This is a genomic window from Pseudomonas sp. TH15, assembly GCF_016651105.1.
In the GTDB taxonomy this organism is placed as follows: Bacteria; Pseudomonadota; Gammaproteobacteria; order Pseudomonadales; family Pseudomonadaceae; genus Aquipseudomonas.
Genome location: NZ_JAEKEL010000001.1, coordinates 4,675,269 through 4,690,980 on the forward strand (window position 1 = coordinate 4,675,269; position 15,712 = coordinate 4,690,980).

Sequence of the window (15,712 nt, forward strand, 5' to 3'; positions counted from 1 at the left end):
ACGACCTTCCCGTGAGCACTTCAGAAAATCGAAATACACTATCGCCACGACTTTATAAAAGCAGGAACGCCGATACATGACCGAACCTCAGACCGTTGAGCAAAGCAGTGCATGGTCGGTGTTTCTGATCTTTCTGCGCCTCGGACTGACCTCTTTCGGTGGTCCGGTGGCGCACCTGGGGTACTTCCATAATGAATTCGTTCTCAGGCGCCATTGGTTAAGTGAACGCAGTTATGCGGATCTGGTAGCGCTCTGCCAATTCCTGCCCGGCCCGGCGAGCAGCCAGGTCGGCATCGCCTTGGGCATGTTGCGGGCGGGATACCGTGGTGCGTTGGCGGCGTGGGTGGGGTTTACCCTGCCCTCGGCGACTGCGTTGATTGTGTTTGCCCTGGGCATCGCCCACTACGGCACCGCTCTTTCGCCTGGTGCCCTGCATGGGCTCAAAGTGGTCGCGGTCGCGGTGGTTGCTCAAGCCGTGTGGGGCATGGCGCGCAATCTTTGCACGGACGTGCCGCGCATTGCCCTGATGGCGATTGCCGCGTGTGTTGCATTGCTTGCGCCGTCGGCGTGGGCACAGGTGGCTGTGATTTTCGCCGCAGGTCTGGCGGGCCTGCTGCTGTTCAAACCAGTGGAGCGTGCCGAGCACGACGCTCTGCCGATCACCATCAGCCGGCGAACCGGTGCGATCTGTTTATCACTGTTCCTGGTATTGCTAGTGGGCCTGCCGTTGCTGGCCGAACTGCATCCCGATCAACGCGTGGCAATGGTGGATGCGTTTTACCGCGCCGGCGCTTTGGTATTCGGAGGTGGCCACGTCGTTCTGCCTCTGCTGCAAGCGGAAGTTGTGCCCACTGGCTGGGTTAGCAATGAAGCGTTTCTGGCCGGCTATGGCGCCACGCAGGCGATGCCCGGCCCTTTGTTTACGTTCGCCGCGTTTCTCGGTGCTTCGATGAACGTCGCGCCTTCAGGCTGGGCAGGTGGCGCGATCTGCTTGATGGCGATTTTTGCCCCCTCGTTTCTGTTGATCATCGGTTCCTTGCCTTTCTGGGAGCGGTTACGACGCAGCCTGCTTGCGCAAGCCGCTCTGGCTGGGGTGAACGCCGCGGTGGTTGGCCTGCTGTTGGCCGCGCTTTACCAACCTGTCTGGACCAGCGCCATTATCAAACCACAAGATTTTTGTCTCGCGCTGGTTGCCCTGATCGCGTTGATGTTCGCAAAGCTGCCAGTGTGGTTGGTTGTGGTCGGAACAGGCATTGCGGGGTGGGGTTTGAATGGTCTGTATTGAGCTCAATCATCGGTGGTTCAGCGAATGATGCCCTGAACGCCTTCTTGTGATCAGCCGCCAATCCACAACATGCTCTGAACCGTAATATGCGGATGACTCTCCAACGGCTCCCACTCATCCACAAAAGCAAAACCTTGCTTCAGATAGAAATTCGCGGCCCTGGCATTGTCCGGCGAGACGTCGAGATAAACCCGATCGAAGCCCTTTTCCAACGCGCGAGCCTTCACCGCTTCGACCAGTTTCGTAGCCACGCCGGAACCGCGTGCAGCGGGTTCAATCCACATTCCGATCAAGTTGAAGCGGTTGGCGCTATTGACCGCCGCGCCGATCATGCCCACAGGGCGGTCTTGCTCAAACGCCAGCCAGAACGCGCTGGTGGCTGACGAAGCGCGGGCTTGCCACTGTTGATCCGTGTAGCCGGCGGCGGTTTGATAGCTCACACCGAAGGCCGTGGGCGCGTCCCGCAGCGCGGCCAGCCGGACGTGTTTGAGCAGCGTCCAATCCTGGGTTTGCGTGAGTCGAATGGTCATGTTCGTCCCTGAAAAATAAACAGCGCCCTCAACGTCTCACACGGACGTCGAGGGGGCAATTTGATTTTTAGGCGCGTTTGGGCAGTTTCCAGCCTGGCCGGATGAAGTGACAGGTGTAGCCGTTGGGCAAGCGTTCGAGGTAGTCCTGGTGTTCCGGTTCGGCTTCCCAGAACGGGCCGGCCGGGGTGATTTCGGTGACCACCTCGCCGGGCCAAAGTCCAGAAGCGTCGACATCGGCCACGGTGTCTTCGGCGATCTGTTTCTGCGCCTCGCTGAGGTAGAAGAGGGCAGAGCGGTAGCTGGCGCCCATATCGTTGCCCTGGCGATTCTTGGTCGTTGGGTCGTGGATCTGGAAGAAAAACTCAAGGATCTGGCGGTAGCTGATCTGCTGCGGGTCGAACACGATCTCGATCGCTTCCGCGTGGTTACCGTGGTTGCGATAGGTCGCATTCGGCACATCGCCGCCTGAATAACCCACCCGCGTGGAGAGCACGCCGGGGAAACGTCGCAGCAGATCCTGCATGCCCCAGAAGCAGCCACCGGCCAAAATGGCGGTTTCGGTTTGCGTCGTCATGGTGTGTCCTTCCTCTCGGGGACGTGGGTATAGCTGATGTTATGAGGGCGTATTGGCAAATTCCAAGGTTGCGTGTAAACAAGCTGACCGGCGCCGAAAATGACGCATGGGCAGAACTTCACGGAAGAATGAATGAGCCGACGGATTAGCAGACTCCTCTTGACCGGTGCGTGCCTGTTTGCCGGCTGCGCCATGGCTGAACCGCGATGCACAGACTTCCTCGCGAAACTCAGCGACAAAACTCAATTCGTCGAGTTTGTGGCGTGCACCCAAGACATCGACGCACAGGGAAAACCTTTCATCGCGCGCTACCGCGTCAAAGGCACCGATGCCCTTGAGGCCGAGCGCTACCTGAACCGCCGCTTCGGATTGCCAATGCTGCGGTACATCTGCTGCGGCTGGGATTCGACGTTCTATTCCTATCGGGATAAAAAAACCCAGCACTGGTATCTGCTGGGCATGGGTTCCGAGGAAACCTCCGTCAACACGCGGGAGACGTGGCCGCAGATAAAGTACTTCTACCTCCAGGTGTCGCTCGCGACAGAAGATCCTTAAGCGTGATTGCACAGCCATTCATGTGATTTCAATCTCAGCTATGCCGAAGACTCAGGGCTCATGGAATGCGAGTCATCGGCAAGGTCCAGGCGCTGAAATCCCACCTCAACCAAGGAAGATAACCCCATTGAAAATTGCTCTCGGTGCCCTGCTGTTAACCTGCCTGGCGAGCCACGCTCTTGCTGACGTCAACGCGGTCGGCATTCAATCCCTGAAACTCGCGGACACGCAAAATCAGCGGCCGCTGGACTTGATCGTCTGGTACCCCACGGCCGCCAAAACCCCGGCTCAGATGATCGCCGATGACGTGGTGTTTGTCGGTGCAGCGGCCGTGCGCGACGCGCCGCCGGTGGCGGGTGAGCATCCCTTGGTGGTGCTCTCCCACGGTTACCGAGGCAATTGGGGTAATCAGATCTGGCTGGCAAATGCATTGGCCGAAAAGGGTTACATCGTTGCCGCGGTCAACCACCCAGGCACCACAACCCATGACCGCAGCCCGCAAGCAGCCGCGCAGCTATGGCAGCGCCCTGTTGATGTGGGCCGGGCCATTGAGGCCGTCACCTCGCAACCTGCAAAATTTGGTGCGGTCGCGCAGCGCCAGATCGCCGTGGTGGGCCACTCACTCGGCGGCTGGACTGCCCTGGAGATCGCCGGCGCGCGCTTCGACCCGGATCTTTTTGACCGTGACTGCGAAACTCACCCGCAACTGAGCAGTTGCACCAACTATCGAAAGATCAACCCTGCGAGCACACCGGCATTGAAGGCGCATCTGGCCAGCGACTTGCGCGATAAGCGCGTCACCGCAGTGGTGTCATTGGACTTGGGACTGTCACGCGGGATGACCGACGAGAGCCTGGCAACACTGCCGGTGCCAGTACTGGTGATCGCTGCCGGCGCACCGTCGATGGATCTGCCTGCGCAATTGGAGTCCGCCAACCTGGCCCAACGCTTGCCCTCGGCGTCGAGCCGTTATGTCGAGATCATCGACGCCAGCCACTTCAGCTTTTTGCAGAGATGCAAAACGGGTGCAGTAGACCTGCTCGAAGAAGACGTTCCCGGCGACGGCATCATTTGCGCAGATGGCGTCGCGGCGCGTCCACGGGAGGTGATCCAGCAGCAAGCGACATCGCTGATCAGCGAGTTTCTGCAGCAGTCGTGGCGACAGCAAGACGGTTTGGTAAACCGTTGAGAGAACGGCAGAAGAAGCCGTTTATCAAGCGCTTATGTGGGTGAGTGTGTGGGGATGGGCGAAGCAATGCCATTGAAGTGCCATCACCGAAATAGTATGTTACTCAAAATCCATCCCCCCGCTTTACCCCCCACAAGGAAGACTTCATGTCGCTCAAAGGGAAGATAATCTCTGGTTATCTCGTCATCGGCCTGATCTACGCGCTCTATTCCTGGCTGTTCAGCACCTACTACTCCCACGCAGGCTTTTTCTACAACCTCGGCCGGGGCCTGATGTGGCCAGCGGCGATGTTTCCAGCCTTCGGCGCATTTATCGGCGGCATCTTGCTGGTCATCATCGCGTGCGCATTTGCTCTGAATCGCCGCTAAGCCTTGTGCACATCCAAATCATTCAAGGACAAATGCTCATGAGCATGAAAAAGCTAACGCTCGCTGTATTGTTGGCAGCGGCACTGGCAGGTTGCGGCGGCAGCAAGGACAAAGCGCAAGAGTTGGTTGAGGCCAGTGGTTTGACCAAGCAATACGGCAACATTGTCGAGATCGCAGCCAGGGGCTACGCGACCCGCTACCCAATGCTGGAACACGAGCAGATTCGCAACGTCGTGCGCGAAAACCTCGATGCTGATGACTTGAAAGACATGGTCGTCGAGATCTACGCCGACCACTTCGACAACGATGAACTCGACCTGATGATTCGCGCCAATCAGCATCCTGATCAGGCCATGGCGATGATCATCACCTCCAAGAGCGGTCGCGATCTGGCGCAAAAGATCATGACGATCCAGACGACCATTGCCAAAGACATGCAAGAAGCGTTGACCGACAGCGATGAAGCGATCATCGATGCACTGGATGATTTGAAGGACGAAGCGCAGGGCTGAAACCCAGTAGCTCGCGCGGGCGGACTCCGTCTGTTATGACAGACGGAATCCGCCCCACTAACACCTGATCTCAGGATGCCGTTTGCGGATAGCTGCAGCCTACATACAGATCGACATCTTTGTCTTCGGTAGAAAGCACACGCAGCGTTGCGCCATTGTCGAGGCTGCGCTGATAGTCGAAGTAGCCGCCGCTATCCAGGACTTTTTTCAGTTTCAGCGTACTGGCGAGCTTCTCTGCGTCTGCCGCCGGGCTGCTGCTTTTGGTCTGGAGGAAGAAGCCGAAGCGGTCAATCATCACCGCCGTGGACGACGACACACCGTTGACCGACAGCGCGGGCGTGACCTGCCAGGCACCGCCGCCCCACGGGGTGTGCGCGGCATCTTTGGCCAACGTCAGCTGCTTGGCATCCACCAGCGCATTGAACTCGCCGACCTGCTGCGCATTGCCTTTGCACTCGGCCAACGCCTGGAACATTTCGCCGTGACTCGGCGCGGCCGCAGCGGAAAAACTGAACAGACACCCAGCGAGAGTGAAAAGACCCAAAGCGACTTTCATGACGACTTCCTTGTTGAGTTGAACCCGATGTAAAGATCACCGGAGTTCCATGGCTAATATCCCGTATTGCGCGACTTGCCCAATAGCACACGACCGTGCAACGGGCAAAAGTTTGCCATGTTACAAACCACTAAGCGATCAGGGAATCCCTTAAACCGCGCCCATTAAAAAGCGCACGCAAGTCCTGAGACTGCACGTGCGCTTTTTTAAAGCTTTGTGTTTAGTGCAAAGTAATCAACGCAAAACCACACCCATTCCATTAGGCAGCCCAGCGAAAGCGTGGCAAAAAGATGCGCTTCATCTGACCACCCTTTGCGCACGCTACTGCGTCACCACAATCTTCCCGATCATCTGCGGGTGCAGCACACAGAAATACTCAAACTCCCCCGGCGTGTTGAACACGTAGGAAAAGCTGTCATTGGTGTCCAGCGCTCCCGAGCGGAACACTTTGTGGGTTTCTGCCACGGTATGCGGGATCTGGTCGTCGTTAACCCACGTCACTTTGGTGCCCACCGCCACGATCAAATCCTTGGGGCCGAACATGAATTCCTTGATATCGACCTTCACTTCCGCCGCCCACACCGGCATCGACAGCATCAGGCAAACCACAGCCAACAGTCGCGTTTTCATCTCAAAACCCTCCCCTAAACCAGTGTCGAATCGATCAGCGCCAGCGGGTGCTCGCCCTGTGTCGCTCGCACATCGGTGATCCCCAGATAGTTGCGCAATTGATCAGCCGCCACCGTCATCGGCCCAGGTGCCGGCGCCGTGCCTGGTGCGGGCTGCGGATAAGCCGTGCCGCGGGCGGTGTGGAAGGTGATGTTGCCCTCGACCTTCTGGATAACCTGATGAATATGCCCGTTCAATACCGTCACCGAACCGTACTTGCGCAGCATGGCAATCGCCTGATCGCCGTCCTCGGTGCCCCAGCCCCAGGGCTGATAAATCGTCCACAACGGAATATGGGTAAACACCACCACGGGCGTGCTGGTGGACACGGCGCGCAAATCATCGGCCAGCCACGCCAGTTGATCGGCGCCGAGGGTCGCTTCGTGGCCGGCCTGGAAGTTGAAGACATTCACCAGCGCGATGAAATGCACGCCGTGGTCATCGAAGCTGTACCAGCCATTGCCCTTGGTGCCCTTGCCGTAGCGCTCGAGGTAGAGCTTGCCGCCGCCCTCGTCGAGGGTGTCGTGCTCGCCCGGCACGTAGTGAATCGTGGACGGCAAGCCCTTGAGCAGTTGCGCGGCGGTGTCGAACTCTTCCGGTTTCGACAGGTGGGTGATGTCGCCGGTGTGCAGGATCAGCGACGGCCGTTTCGGCAGCGCAATGACCTTGTCTATGGCCACCTGCAGGGTTTTCAGCGGTTCCGGGTTCGCCTCTTTGTTGAAGCCGATGTGCGAGTCGCTGATCTGCACAAAGTGGAACGTGCTCGCGGCCAGCGCTTTGGGGTCGGAGGCGTTGCCGGCCTCGTCCAGCGCAAAGGCCCGCGGAATGCCGCCGCTCAAGGCCCAGATCACGCCGGCGCCGGCCCACGCGGAGCACTTGAGCAGCGTCCTGCGGTCGGGGTTGAGCGGACCGTCGGTGCGCCGTTCGTATTTTGAGTGAATGTCCATCGGTATGCCCTCGCTGGCGGACTACAGTGATGTAGCTGACAGGAGATACAACCGAGCAAGGCGAGTCTTTATTCCGTGTCGGAAAATAAGTTTTTTTCCGGGAATAAATCGCCACGCAATACAGTTAAGGGGGGAGGACGGTTCGGAAACCACTATGAAGCGATTTGAGGAACTGTTTGCGCCCCACATGGACGCCGCCTACAACCTCGCGCGCTGGCTCACCGGCAACGACAGCGCCGCGCGCGATGTCGTGCAGGAAAGTGCCCTGCGCGCTTTCAGGTTCTTGCATCGCTTCGCCGACGGCAATTCCAAGGCCTGGTTCCTGACCATCGTGCGTAACGAAAGCTACACCTGGCTCAAAGCCTCCGCCGGCCACCGTTGGGTCGCCATCGGCGATGAGCTCCCCGAAGACGACGCGGCGTTGAGCCACAGCCAGACCCCGGAGCTGCTGGCCATTCATATGGAGAACGCGGCACTGGTCCAGCAAGCCCTGTGCGCTTTGCCAGCGATTTTTCGCGAGGTCATTGTTCTGAAGGAGCTCGAAGACATGCCCTACAAGGACATCGCCCTGGTGGTCGACATCCCCATCGGCACTGTCATGTCGAGACTGGCTCGCGCCCGCGCCATGCTCAAACTTGAACTATTGAAGTTGCATAGCCATGACTGACCTCAACTGCACGGCTTGCCAGGTGCTGATCCATGGCTACCTGGACAAGGAACTGGATCCGACAACGACTGCGAAAGTAGCCGGGCATTTGGCCGAGTGTGCCGAGTGCACGCGGTTGCATGATCAGGCGAGGTTGTTGACGGTCAGTGTGAAACGGCATGCACCGTATTACTCGGCACCGGCGTCATTGACCGCCAGCGTGTTTGCTCCTGTAGTGCCACGGACCAGCACCGTCGAACGCTGGCGAAATTGGTTCGCGCCAGCCTTTTCAGCAGCGGCGCTGGCCTTGGCGCTGGTGCTTTATGTGGCAACGCCTGGCAGCGAACAACCGTTGATGGACGAAGCCGTCTCCAGCCATGTGCGGTCATTGATGGGTGAGCATTTGAACGATGTGGTGTCTTCCGACCGCCACACCGTGAAGCCCTGGTTCACCGGCAAACTCGATTTCTCGCCACCGGTGCTCGACTACTCGGCGCAGGGGTTTCCATTGCTGGGTGGGCGGCTGGACTATCTGCAACACCAGACCACGGCAGCGCTGAGTTATGGCCGGGCGAAGCACATCATCAATGTCTTCATACTGCCCACCCCCGACGCCGACAAACCGCAGCAAGCACAGTCAATCCGAGGCTTCAACGTCGTCTCATGGCAAACCAACCACATGCGCTACGTCCTCGTCTCCGACGTAGAAAAAGGCGAACTGCAAACCCTTAGCCACCTCCTGCAAAACGCCCCTTAACCACCATCCCCCTGTAGGAGTTGCGGCACGCTGCGATCTTTTGATGTTGTTTTTACAATCAAAGTCAAAAGATCGCAGCGTGCCGCAGCTCCTACAGGGGCAGCCTGGGATACTGGTGGTGCGAAACGTCAGACGCCGCCAGTAGCGATCCTCAACATCCGGGAAAAGCATGAAATCGCCAAATGAATTTCATCCTGAGTATCGCCATCCCAATCCTCAACCGTCGCCAACTCTGCCCGCAGCGCGTCAATTCGATCGCGTATTTCAGCCACCTCTTCGTCCCCACACTGGTGCGCAATCGCCGCCCATTTCTCATCCGAAATACGCTGCTGCACGGAAAGCCCCGCACTCGCTTGCGCGATCAGTGCTGACAATTGGCTCATCAAATATCCCTCCTCTATTCCTTGCAAACCGTCGGCCCGATGCTGCCGCCTGCAACAGAAATGATGTAACTGGCCGTGCTCACGCACACCGCTTCATTCTCTGAACGGACGACCAATACCAGCGGGTTGATCGAAACAGGATCAACGTCGACACGCAGTCCGGGTGTGGTGCGAAGTGTCAGGGTCAGCTCCGTCCAGTGGCGATCATCAGGGGTTTGCTGTCACCGTCAGAATCGATATTGCAACCCGGGCCCCATAGGTGCTCGGCAACGAGGTAGTAAGCCGGTAGCGGCCCTTCGGGGCTGATTTCAATGAAGTAGTCCGTCGACATCGTTGGGCTCGCGAAAATTCTGAATTTGAAGAACCATCATCACATCAAGGCTACAACTGAACGCGCTTCTGCCTACAAATCCTGCGGAAGTGGCTGGCGTGCAGGCTTCTGCTTCAGCCTTATCTTCCTATTGCGCGTTTTGCTGTCTGAAATCCGGTAAGCCACTAATCAACAACCTCAACGTAACTCGACTGCCCGCCCCCACTCGCGCCCGACAACCAGCCCCACACAAAGCTCAAAGTAGTCCGCCCCGCCTCATCCACACCGACAATGCCACGCGACCAGCCAGACAAAATCTCATCCTCAGTCGTCAGGCAATGAAACAGCAGCTCAATCGTGTCAGGCCCCGTCACACGTCCCACCTGGTGGCCCAAACGAATCCGGCCACCCTGATAAGTGCTCGAAATACCCACGCCATCAACACGGTAGTGAAACACCGTCCCACTACCCGACAGCCCCTGCGTGTTATCCGCTACCGCGAATCGACGGTCGTGCAAGCGCTCGTCAACTTGAGAAAAGAGGGTTTCCATAAATATCGCGTCCTTGGTCGAGAGGGCCTATTTCAGTGTGCGAGCATCCTACCCCATCGTTTCGCGGCAGCGACCATTTCGCCTGCGTCAGTGCCCCGCCACCGCAGGTCGCCCGGACCCGCGCGGCCCGGACTTGAAGCCATGCCCGCGCGCGCGCCAGGCAATCGCAAACCCTACGGCGACCAGCACCACCATGGCCCATGGAAACGAGGCGACACCCCAGCGGTCAAGCAACACGCCGCCGACCACGCCGCTGCCGGCGATCGCGCTGTTCCACGCCACCACATTCAACGACAACGCCACGTCTGCGCCGTCACCTGCCGCATCCGCCAACGCCGTTTGCAGCAACGTCGCCGCGCCGCCAAAGCTCAATCCCCATACCGCCACACCGAGGTAGATCACCTCTGGCAGACGGCCAAGAAAACCCAGCGCCACACACACCAGCGCAAACGTCGCCAGGCTCGCCAACGTGGTTTTGCGCAACAGCGGCTCCACCAGTTTGGCCGTCAGCCAGATCCCCACCAGCGCCGCGATACCAAACACCAACAGCACCAGATCCACGCGATCCGCCAGCCCCGCCGGCGCCACAAACGGTGCAATGTAGGTATAGAGAATGTTGTGCGCCAGCATCCAGCTGATCACCACCGCCAGCACCGGACGCACACCCGGCGTGGCCAGAACGCTGCGCAGCGACAGGCGCTGATGCGCGGGTTGCGGTGGGTAGTCAGGCACTTTCACCAGCACCCAGACAATCAGAATCAAGGTCAGTGCAGACATGATCCCGAACGCGGTGCGCCAGCCCACAAGGCCACCCAGCCATGTGCCGAGGGGTACACCGAGCGACAGCGCAATCGGCGTACCGACCATGGCCAGCGCCAACGCCTTGCCCTGTTGATCGGGCTCGACCATGCGGCGGGCATAGCCGGCCAACAGGCTCCACGCGAGCCCTGCCGAGACACCGGCGAAGAAGCGCGCCACCAGCGTCACACCGTAGTGCGACGACAACGCCGTAATGGAATTGAACAGCAGGAAACCGACGATGGTCAGCAACAACACATTGCGCCGGCGCCAGCCGCGAGTGGCGATAGTCAGAGGGATAACCGCCACCACTGAACCCAGCGCGTACGCGGTCACCATCTGCCCGGCCATCGACGGAGAAATCGCCAGACCTTCACTGATCAATGGCAACAAGCCGGCAGGCAGGGTTTCGGTGACGATGCAAATGAAGCCCGTCATGGCCAGCGCGAGCAACGCGCCGATGGGCAAGCTTTTCGGCGCTGCCGATAAAGTGAGTGAGGGTGTCACGGGGTACTCCTTGAGAAGAGAATTTCAGACTTAAATACCGATCGATATAAAATACTGGCGGCAGTCGCCGGTCGTTGTCAACGACTTATGTATCGACTAGTATCCAAATCACTTTCCGAGGAGTGTTTGATATGGCGAGAACCGGTCGCCCCCGCGCATTCGATCGCGACGACGCCGTCGATCAGGCCATGCAATTGTTCTGGCAACATGGCTACGACTCGACCTCCCTCGCCCTGTTGAAGGCAGAACTGGGCGGCGGCATTTCCGCGCCGAGCTTCTACGCCGCGTTCGGTTCCAAAGAAGCCCTGTTCGATGAGTGCGTGCAGCGTTACCTGGCCACCTACGCCCAAGTCACCGAGTGCCTGTGGGAAGCAACCCTGCCGCCACGCCAAGCCATCGAAACCGCCCTGCGCCAATCGGCGCGCATGCAGTGTGACGACGGCCACCCCAAAGGCTGCATGGTCACCCTCGGCGTGATGAGCGCGCCCAGCCCGGAAAACGCCGGCGTCGTCGAAGCCCTCACCCAGTCCCGCGCCCGCACGCGCGCGGGGATGCTGGTGTGCGTCGAGCGCGGTATCGCTGCCGGTCAGTTACCCGACCAACCTGAATCCCGCGCCCTTGCGACGGCGTTCGACAGCTTCCTCCAAGGCATTTCTATCCTCGCCCGGGACGATACGCCGCTTGAGCGCGTTGATGCGGCGATCACCCAAGTCATGCGGGCGTGGGATTTCGCCGCGACCAGTGAGCAGTCATCTGGATTGCGGTGAGTGAATGGCCTGCCTCTATCGCCCCACCTGATCTGCCCCCATCCCACCCAAGGCAGTACGCCGTCCTAACCATCCAGGACGCGCCAAACCCTTGGGTGTTTTGTAATCAGGAAGAAGACATGCCCACAACGGTATTGGTCGATGGCGCCTTTTTCATCAAGCGCTTTAGAACGTCAATGTCACGCCGTTTCAAGCCAACCCGCTCGCCCAAAGCCTCTGCGACCATTACCCTGCTCTACGTGCTCATCAACATCCTGGACATGCTTATTTCGTTTGCCAATTGACCATGCCGCCAATCAAAAACAATCCCGGCTCCAAAGGCTTAACCCGTTTGCGCTTCATTCGACTGCCGTTTTTCCTGTTTTCACAAGCGCGTGAAAAACTGCTCACGGTACTGCCACTGCAAGGAAGAATTATGAAAGTCAGTCACGACAACCGGCCTGAAGCATTCCAGCGACTGGAACACCTCCTCTACGGCTACAACTACGAGGTATGGGTAAATGTTTATGGCCCGCTCGATGCGAGTCAGCCATTAGTCGATGCCCTCGAACATGCCGTCTCGCGGCGCAGCGTGGTTGCCAACATCACCGCCATGTCAGTTGCAGAAGTGCAAACGGAAGTGCTCGAAATGCTGCTGTATGCCGGCGATGAAGGCAGCGGCCCCGAAGACCTTGACGTCAAGCGCGATGAAATCAACCAACTTGCCAGCGAAATAATGCAACTCGCCCACGTCAATGAGGCTGACCACATCAGTGCCTTCCGATACGTAAAGGGGCATCCGGCTTATCCGGTTTTCTGGGAGTTTGCCTACGACGTACACGCGCAAGGCAAACGCTGGATTCTGCTAGGGTGCAGCAGCGACTGACCTGCTCTGCCATTCACTTACTGTCTGTTTTTATGGAACGAACGATGGACATCACCCATACCCAGAAAGAAAACGCCCTCGAACAATCACTGCGCCTGGCGGCGGATGAGCCTGCGCACCGACCCGATTTTCTCAAAGCCCTGTTGGGCTCGACGATCTACGTACTCGGCACCACCGGCACCGGCGAAGGCCCGGCCCACCTTGAGGCGGGCAGCAATATCAGCATCGCGCATTGGCAAAAACCCGACGGCTCCGCGGTCATCCCGTTTTTCTCTTCATTGCAAACCCTGCAAAAGTCCATCGACAGCGAACAGTCCTACATAGAAATCCCGGCCAGAGCCCTGTTCGAAATCACCTTGGGCGCGCAACTTTTTCTCAATCCAAAGTCGCCCTATGGCAAAGAGTTCTACCCGGAAGAAGTGCGCAACCTGCTCTCCGATGAAATCGGCCAAATACCAACACAGCGCACCGTCGAAAAAGACACCCAAGTGCTGCTCGGCCAACCGTCGCAGTATCCGACGAAGATGATCAATTCGCTCACGCAACTGTTCGCCAAACATAGCAACGTAAAACGTGCGTTTCTGGCATTGATGCATGACGCCTCGACGGATCAAAAGCCTCACCTGATCGTCGGCATCGAAGCGGACGGCGACATTGAACGGGTGATGCTCGAAGCCGGTAACGTCGCCGGGGACACCGCCCCGGATGGCGAGCCCGTCGACCTGTACCGCGTTAGCGAGGGCGAAACTGGCCTGAGCGACTATTTCCTCAAGCAAACCGCGCCTTTCTATGAGCGAAAGTCGACAGGCTGGCTGCGTTCATTGTTTGGTTTTGGCAAAGCATGAGCGAGCGCAACACCAAACTGACCGCAGACCAGGCGTGCGCAATCGTACTCGCGCTGTTTGACGGTGCCATGAGAGATGGCAAACCCGAGCGCTTTGTCATTCAGAACTGTGAGCTGTCCGCCAACGGGGATTACTGGGTCATTCGCTGCAACAGCGAGGATTACGTCGTCCACGGCATGACGGAGTTCTGCTATGTCGGTGTTAATGCGCACTTGATCAACGTCTTCACGGGCGAGCGTGAGATGGTCGTCAGTTGCATCACTGTCGAGGAGTATCTGCAGGACAAATACGACCTGGAGGCGGCGGCGGGCAAACAATATGTACTGACCCCGGCACTGGACCGGGCTGATAAACCGGCGCTGATCAATCTGCGCCAAAAACTGCAGTGCACCTACCCGCAAACCCTTGCGTTGCTGACGGGCCAACAACGGTTATGGCTCACGGGTACACGCATGCTTCTGAAAAACACACAGCGACTGCTTGGCGAACAAAGCATCACCACGCAAATCGAGTTGTTGCCAGATGCCGGTGAAGCCGTCGTCATCGGCGTCGAAACCTGGCATATCGAAGCGGTGCTGAAGGCGGTACGCAAGCGGTTGTGCTGAGGGACTGCGCACGGGCGCCGTCCCTCGTTGCGTGGTGAAAGGACACTTCGCGCCCGAGCGGGAGCCAGCTCCCTCGCCACAAATTGTTAGTCGCTCAGCCTATTTCAGGCCGGTACCAGGCTCTGTAACCGACTGCTTCAGTTCGACGTTGTCCAGCGCCTTATTGACCGCCAATTCCCCCAACATCACGACTTGAGCGATGCCTTGCAAGGTGTGACGGTTAGGCCCCTCCAGCATCCCGGCGAAGTCACCGAGCATCACCGTCGCCGAAGCCAGGGATTCGCAAGCGTTCGCCAGCAATGACTCAGTATCGGTTTGCGGGTTGACCATGAACATGCTGCTGGGACTGTAGGGCGCGGCCGTACTCGTGGCTGCCGGCAAAAGGTAATGATCGAGGGCACGTTCGGCAGCTTCGTGGAGCTTTCTTGAACCGAAGGATTCGTACGGCGATATCGGATCTGTAACCGCCGAAGGGGTTGTGGTTTCAGACATCAGGAACTCCAAACAAGTACCCATCGGGCACTTCGCGAAAATGACCACCGCGGAATTATCGACCTGCCGGAGGCTCGGGCCGCGTTCGGACGATCTTTTGAAAAAGCAGATCAAAAGATCGCAGCCTCCGGCAGCTCCTACACGGAATTCAGGGCGATGGCATTTGTGTATTGAGGGGCAAGCCCCCTCATCCATTAGCCTGCCGACTAGTTTGGCAAGCGGCGACCATCCAGAACTCGATTCACCATCAACTCACTCAGCATGATCACCTGATGCAGCATCAGCATGGTTCGACGTTGTGAGTTGTCGACGACATCGCTCATGTCACGTGCCATGTCACTGGCGGCGGCCAACGACTCGCAGGCTTCGAGGAGTAGTGTTTCTTCGTCCACGGCGGGATCGATGAGGAAGATCTTGCTGGTTTTGCGGGATGGGATTGAGAGCTTCAGTGAGCCGGGGTTGAGGTAGAAATTGATGGCGCGGTCGGTCGCCTCTCTTATCTTTTGAGGTTCGAGCGTTGGGTCGTACGGGATCGGATCGGCGTCCGGTGGGTTGGGCGTGACTTTGAACATAGACGGTACTCCACTCAGCAAAAATGAAGAGCCATCACTCTCGCTACCAAACGAGGGTGGCGGCCAGGCGCGGGTTGGTAGACCGGTCTAAGCGGAGTAAAACCCCGGCGCTCCCGAAGGAGCCCCACGCATGGCCGCCATAAAAACCGCCCCCAAAAAGGGACTGCATAAGGCGTCAACACACGCTTAGAAACGGGCTACCAAACCCGATCACTATTTTTCAGTGACAGGCAAACGATATAGCCCGATCCATAGTCGTGTATGCCGGCGGATTCTGTAGTAGGCGTAGGCAACGGCGCAAGGCGTTGTAGCCTTTGTGGAGTAACGGTTTGTGTAATTTAAACGCGCTTGTAGGGTTATGTTTAAGCGACGAAAACGCCTGCCCCCTTCTGCGATCAAAAAATGAATCCCCCCTTGTACATGGGAAAT

Annotated in this window: 22 protein-coding genes; 12 read left to right on the forward strand and 10 right to left on the reverse strand. The window is 58.3% G+C overall.

Annotated features, from left to right (window positions below):
* Positions 1 to 76: 76 nt before the first annotated feature.
* A complete protein-coding gene (gene chrA, locus JFT87_RS21000) occupies positions 77 to 1,285 on the forward strand; it encodes a chromate efflux transporter (protein ID WP_201204276.1) in 1,209 nt (402 codons plus the stop codon).
* A gap of 50 nt (positions 1,286 to 1,335) precedes the next feature.
* Here chrA and JFT87_RS21005 read toward each other — a convergent pair whose 3' ends face one another.
* The gene (locus JFT87_RS21005) at positions 1,336 to 1,815 is read right to left on the reverse strand and encodes a GNAT family N-acetyltransferase (RefSeq protein WP_201204278.1); all 480 of its coding nucleotides are present in this window, start codon (positions 1,813 to 1,815) and stop codon (positions 1,336 to 1,338) included.
* Positions 1,816 to 1,882: 67 nt separating this feature from the next.
* Positions 1,883 to 2,389: a peptide-methionine (S)-S-oxide reductase MsrA gene (msrA, locus tag JFT87_RS21010; RefSeq protein ID WP_201204280.1), complete on the reverse strand. Its 507-nt coding sequence runs from the start codon at positions 2,387 to 2,389 to the stop codon at positions 1,883 to 1,885.
* 132 nt (positions 2,390 to 2,521) lie between these two features.
* On the opposite strand from msrA, the gene JFT87_RS21015 reads away from it, so the two are divergent.
* The 4 genes from JFT87_RS21015 (at position 2,522) to JFT87_RS21030 (ending at position 5,013) form a co-directional block, all read left to right on the forward strand.
* Complete coding sequence (locus JFT87_RS21015; protein ID WP_201204282.1) at positions 2,522 to 2,944, forward strand: DUF4952 domain-containing protein; 423 nt, start codon at positions 2,522 to 2,524, stop codon at positions 2,942 to 2,944.
* A 127-nt stretch (positions 2,945 to 3,071) separates the two neighbouring features.
* A complete protein-coding gene (locus JFT87_RS21020) occupies positions 3,072 to 4,133 on the forward strand; it encodes an alpha/beta hydrolase family protein (protein WP_201204284.1) in 1,062 nt (353 codons plus the stop codon).
* A 146-nt stretch (positions 4,134 to 4,279) separates the two neighbouring features.
* Entirely contained in the window at positions 4,280 to 4,501 is a 222-nt protein-coding gene (locus JFT87_RS21025) for a hypothetical protein (protein ID WP_201204285.1), read from the forward strand.
* Positions 4,502 to 4,539: 38 nt separating this feature from the next.
* Positions 4,540 to 5,013: a hypothetical protein gene (locus JFT87_RS21030; RefSeq protein WP_201204286.1), complete on the forward strand. Its 474-nt coding sequence runs from the start codon at positions 4,540 to 4,542 to the stop codon at positions 5,011 to 5,013.
* Positions 5,014 to 5,083: 70 nt separating this feature from the next.
* Here the strand turns inward: JFT87_RS21030 and JFT87_RS21035 are convergent, their stop codons facing one another.
* The 3 genes from JFT87_RS21035 to JFT87_RS21045 form a co-directional block, all read right to left on the reverse strand.
* Complete coding sequence (locus tag JFT87_RS21035; protein WP_201204287.1) at positions 5,084 to 5,569, reverse strand: hypothetical protein; 486 nt, start codon at positions 5,567 to 5,569, stop codon at positions 5,084 to 5,086.
* A 321-nt stretch (positions 5,570 to 5,890) separates the two neighbouring features.
* Positions 5,891 to 6,199 carry a cupredoxin domain-containing protein gene (locus JFT87_RS21040; protein ID WP_201204288.1) on the reverse strand — a complete coding sequence of 103 codons (309 nt, stop codon included), beginning with the start codon at positions 6,197 to 6,199 and terminating at the stop codon, positions 5,891 to 5,893.
* A gap of 14 nt (positions 6,200 to 6,213) precedes the next feature.
* Complete coding sequence (locus JFT87_RS21045; RefSeq protein WP_201204289.1) at positions 6,214 to 7,185, reverse strand: metallophosphoesterase family protein; 972 nt, start codon at positions 7,183 to 7,185, stop codon at positions 6,214 to 6,216.
* 154 nt (positions 7,186 to 7,339) lie between these two features.
* Here JFT87_RS21045 and JFT87_RS21050 point away from each other — a divergent pair, with 154 nt between their 5' ends.
* Both JFT87_RS21050 and JFT87_RS21055 read left to right on the forward strand, forming a co-directional pair.
* Positions 7,340 to 7,852 carry a sigma-70 family RNA polymerase sigma factor gene (locus tag JFT87_RS21050; RefSeq protein ID WP_201204290.1) on the forward strand — a complete coding sequence of 171 codons (513 nt, stop codon included), beginning with the start codon at positions 7,340 to 7,342 and terminating at the stop codon, positions 7,850 to 7,852.
* Positions 7,845 to 8,588, forward strand: coding sequence for an anti-sigma factor family protein (locus JFT87_RS21055; RefSeq protein ID WP_201204291.1), 744 nt, complete (start codon positions 7,845 to 7,847; stop codon positions 8,586 to 8,588). Before JFT87_RS21050 ends, JFT87_RS21055 begins: the two co-directional genes overlap by 8 nt.
* A gap of 128 nt (positions 8,589 to 8,716) precedes the next feature.
* Here JFT87_RS21055 and JFT87_RS21060 read toward each other — a convergent pair whose 3' ends face one another.
* The 3 genes from JFT87_RS21060 to JFT87_RS21070 form a co-directional block, all read right to left on the reverse strand.
* Positions 8,717 to 8,971: a hypothetical protein gene (locus tag JFT87_RS21060; protein WP_201204292.1), complete on the reverse strand. Its 255-nt coding sequence runs from the start codon at positions 8,969 to 8,971 to the stop codon at positions 8,717 to 8,719.
* Positions 8,972 to 9,466: 495 nt separating this feature from the next.
* On the reverse strand, positions 9,467 to 9,832 hold the full coding sequence (locus JFT87_RS21065) for a hypothetical protein (protein WP_201204293.1): 366 nt from the start codon (positions 9,830 to 9,832) through the stop codon (positions 9,467 to 9,469).
* An 87-nt stretch (positions 9,833 to 9,919) separates the two neighbouring features.
* The gene (locus JFT87_RS21070) at positions 9,920 to 11,137 is read right to left on the reverse strand and encodes an MFS transporter (protein ID WP_201204294.1); all 1,218 of its coding nucleotides are present in this window, start codon (positions 11,135 to 11,137) and stop codon (positions 9,920 to 9,922) included.
* A 131-nt stretch (positions 11,138 to 11,268) separates the two neighbouring features.
* Between JFT87_RS21070 and JFT87_RS21075 the strand changes: the two genes are divergently transcribed.
* The 5 genes from JFT87_RS21075 to JFT87_RS21095 all read left to right on the forward strand — a co-directional run bounded on the left by JFT87_RS21075 (position 11,269) and on the right by JFT87_RS21095 (position 14,219).
* The gene (locus JFT87_RS21075; protein ID WP_201204295.1) at positions 11,269 to 11,904 is read left to right on the forward strand and encodes a TetR/AcrR family transcriptional regulator; all 636 of its coding nucleotides are present in this window, start codon (positions 11,269 to 11,271) and stop codon (positions 11,902 to 11,904) included.
* A gap of 119 nt (positions 11,905 to 12,023) precedes the next feature.
* A complete protein-coding gene (locus JFT87_RS21080; RefSeq protein ID WP_201204297.1) occupies positions 12,024 to 12,188 on the forward strand; it encodes a hypothetical protein in 165 nt (54 codons plus the stop codon).
* A 2-nt stretch (positions 12,189 to 12,190) separates the two neighbouring features.
* A complete protein-coding gene (locus JFT87_RS21085; RefSeq protein WP_201204298.1) occupies positions 12,191 to 12,769 on the forward strand; it encodes a hypothetical protein in 579 nt (192 codons plus the stop codon).
* A 44-nt stretch (positions 12,770 to 12,813) separates the two neighbouring features.
* A complete protein-coding gene (gene sseB, locus JFT87_RS21090) occupies positions 12,814 to 13,614 on the forward strand; it encodes an enhanced serine sensitivity protein SseB (RefSeq protein WP_201204299.1) in 801 nt (266 codons plus the stop codon).
* On the forward strand, positions 13,611 to 14,219 hold the full coding sequence (locus tag JFT87_RS21095; protein WP_201204300.1) for a hypothetical protein: 609 nt from the start codon (positions 13,611 to 13,613) through the stop codon (positions 14,217 to 14,219). The genes sseB and JFT87_RS21095 overlap by 4 nt, the downstream gene beginning before the upstream one ends.
* A gap of 99 nt (positions 14,220 to 14,318) precedes the next feature.
* On the opposite strand, the gene JFT87_RS21100 is transcribed toward JFT87_RS21095, so the two are convergent.
* Together JFT87_RS21100 and JFT87_RS21105 are read right to left on the reverse strand one after the other, a co-directional pair.
* Entirely contained in the window at positions 14,319 to 14,711 is a 393-nt protein-coding gene (locus JFT87_RS21100; RefSeq protein ID WP_201204301.1) for a DUF6124 family protein, read from the reverse strand.
* A 206-nt stretch (positions 14,712 to 14,917) separates the two neighbouring features.
* Positions 14,918 to 15,283: a DUF6124 family protein gene (locus tag JFT87_RS21105; protein ID WP_008080779.1), complete on the reverse strand. Its 366-nt coding sequence runs from the start codon at positions 15,281 to 15,283 to the stop codon at positions 14,918 to 14,920.
* Positions 15,284 to 15,712 lie beyond the last annotated feature (429 nt).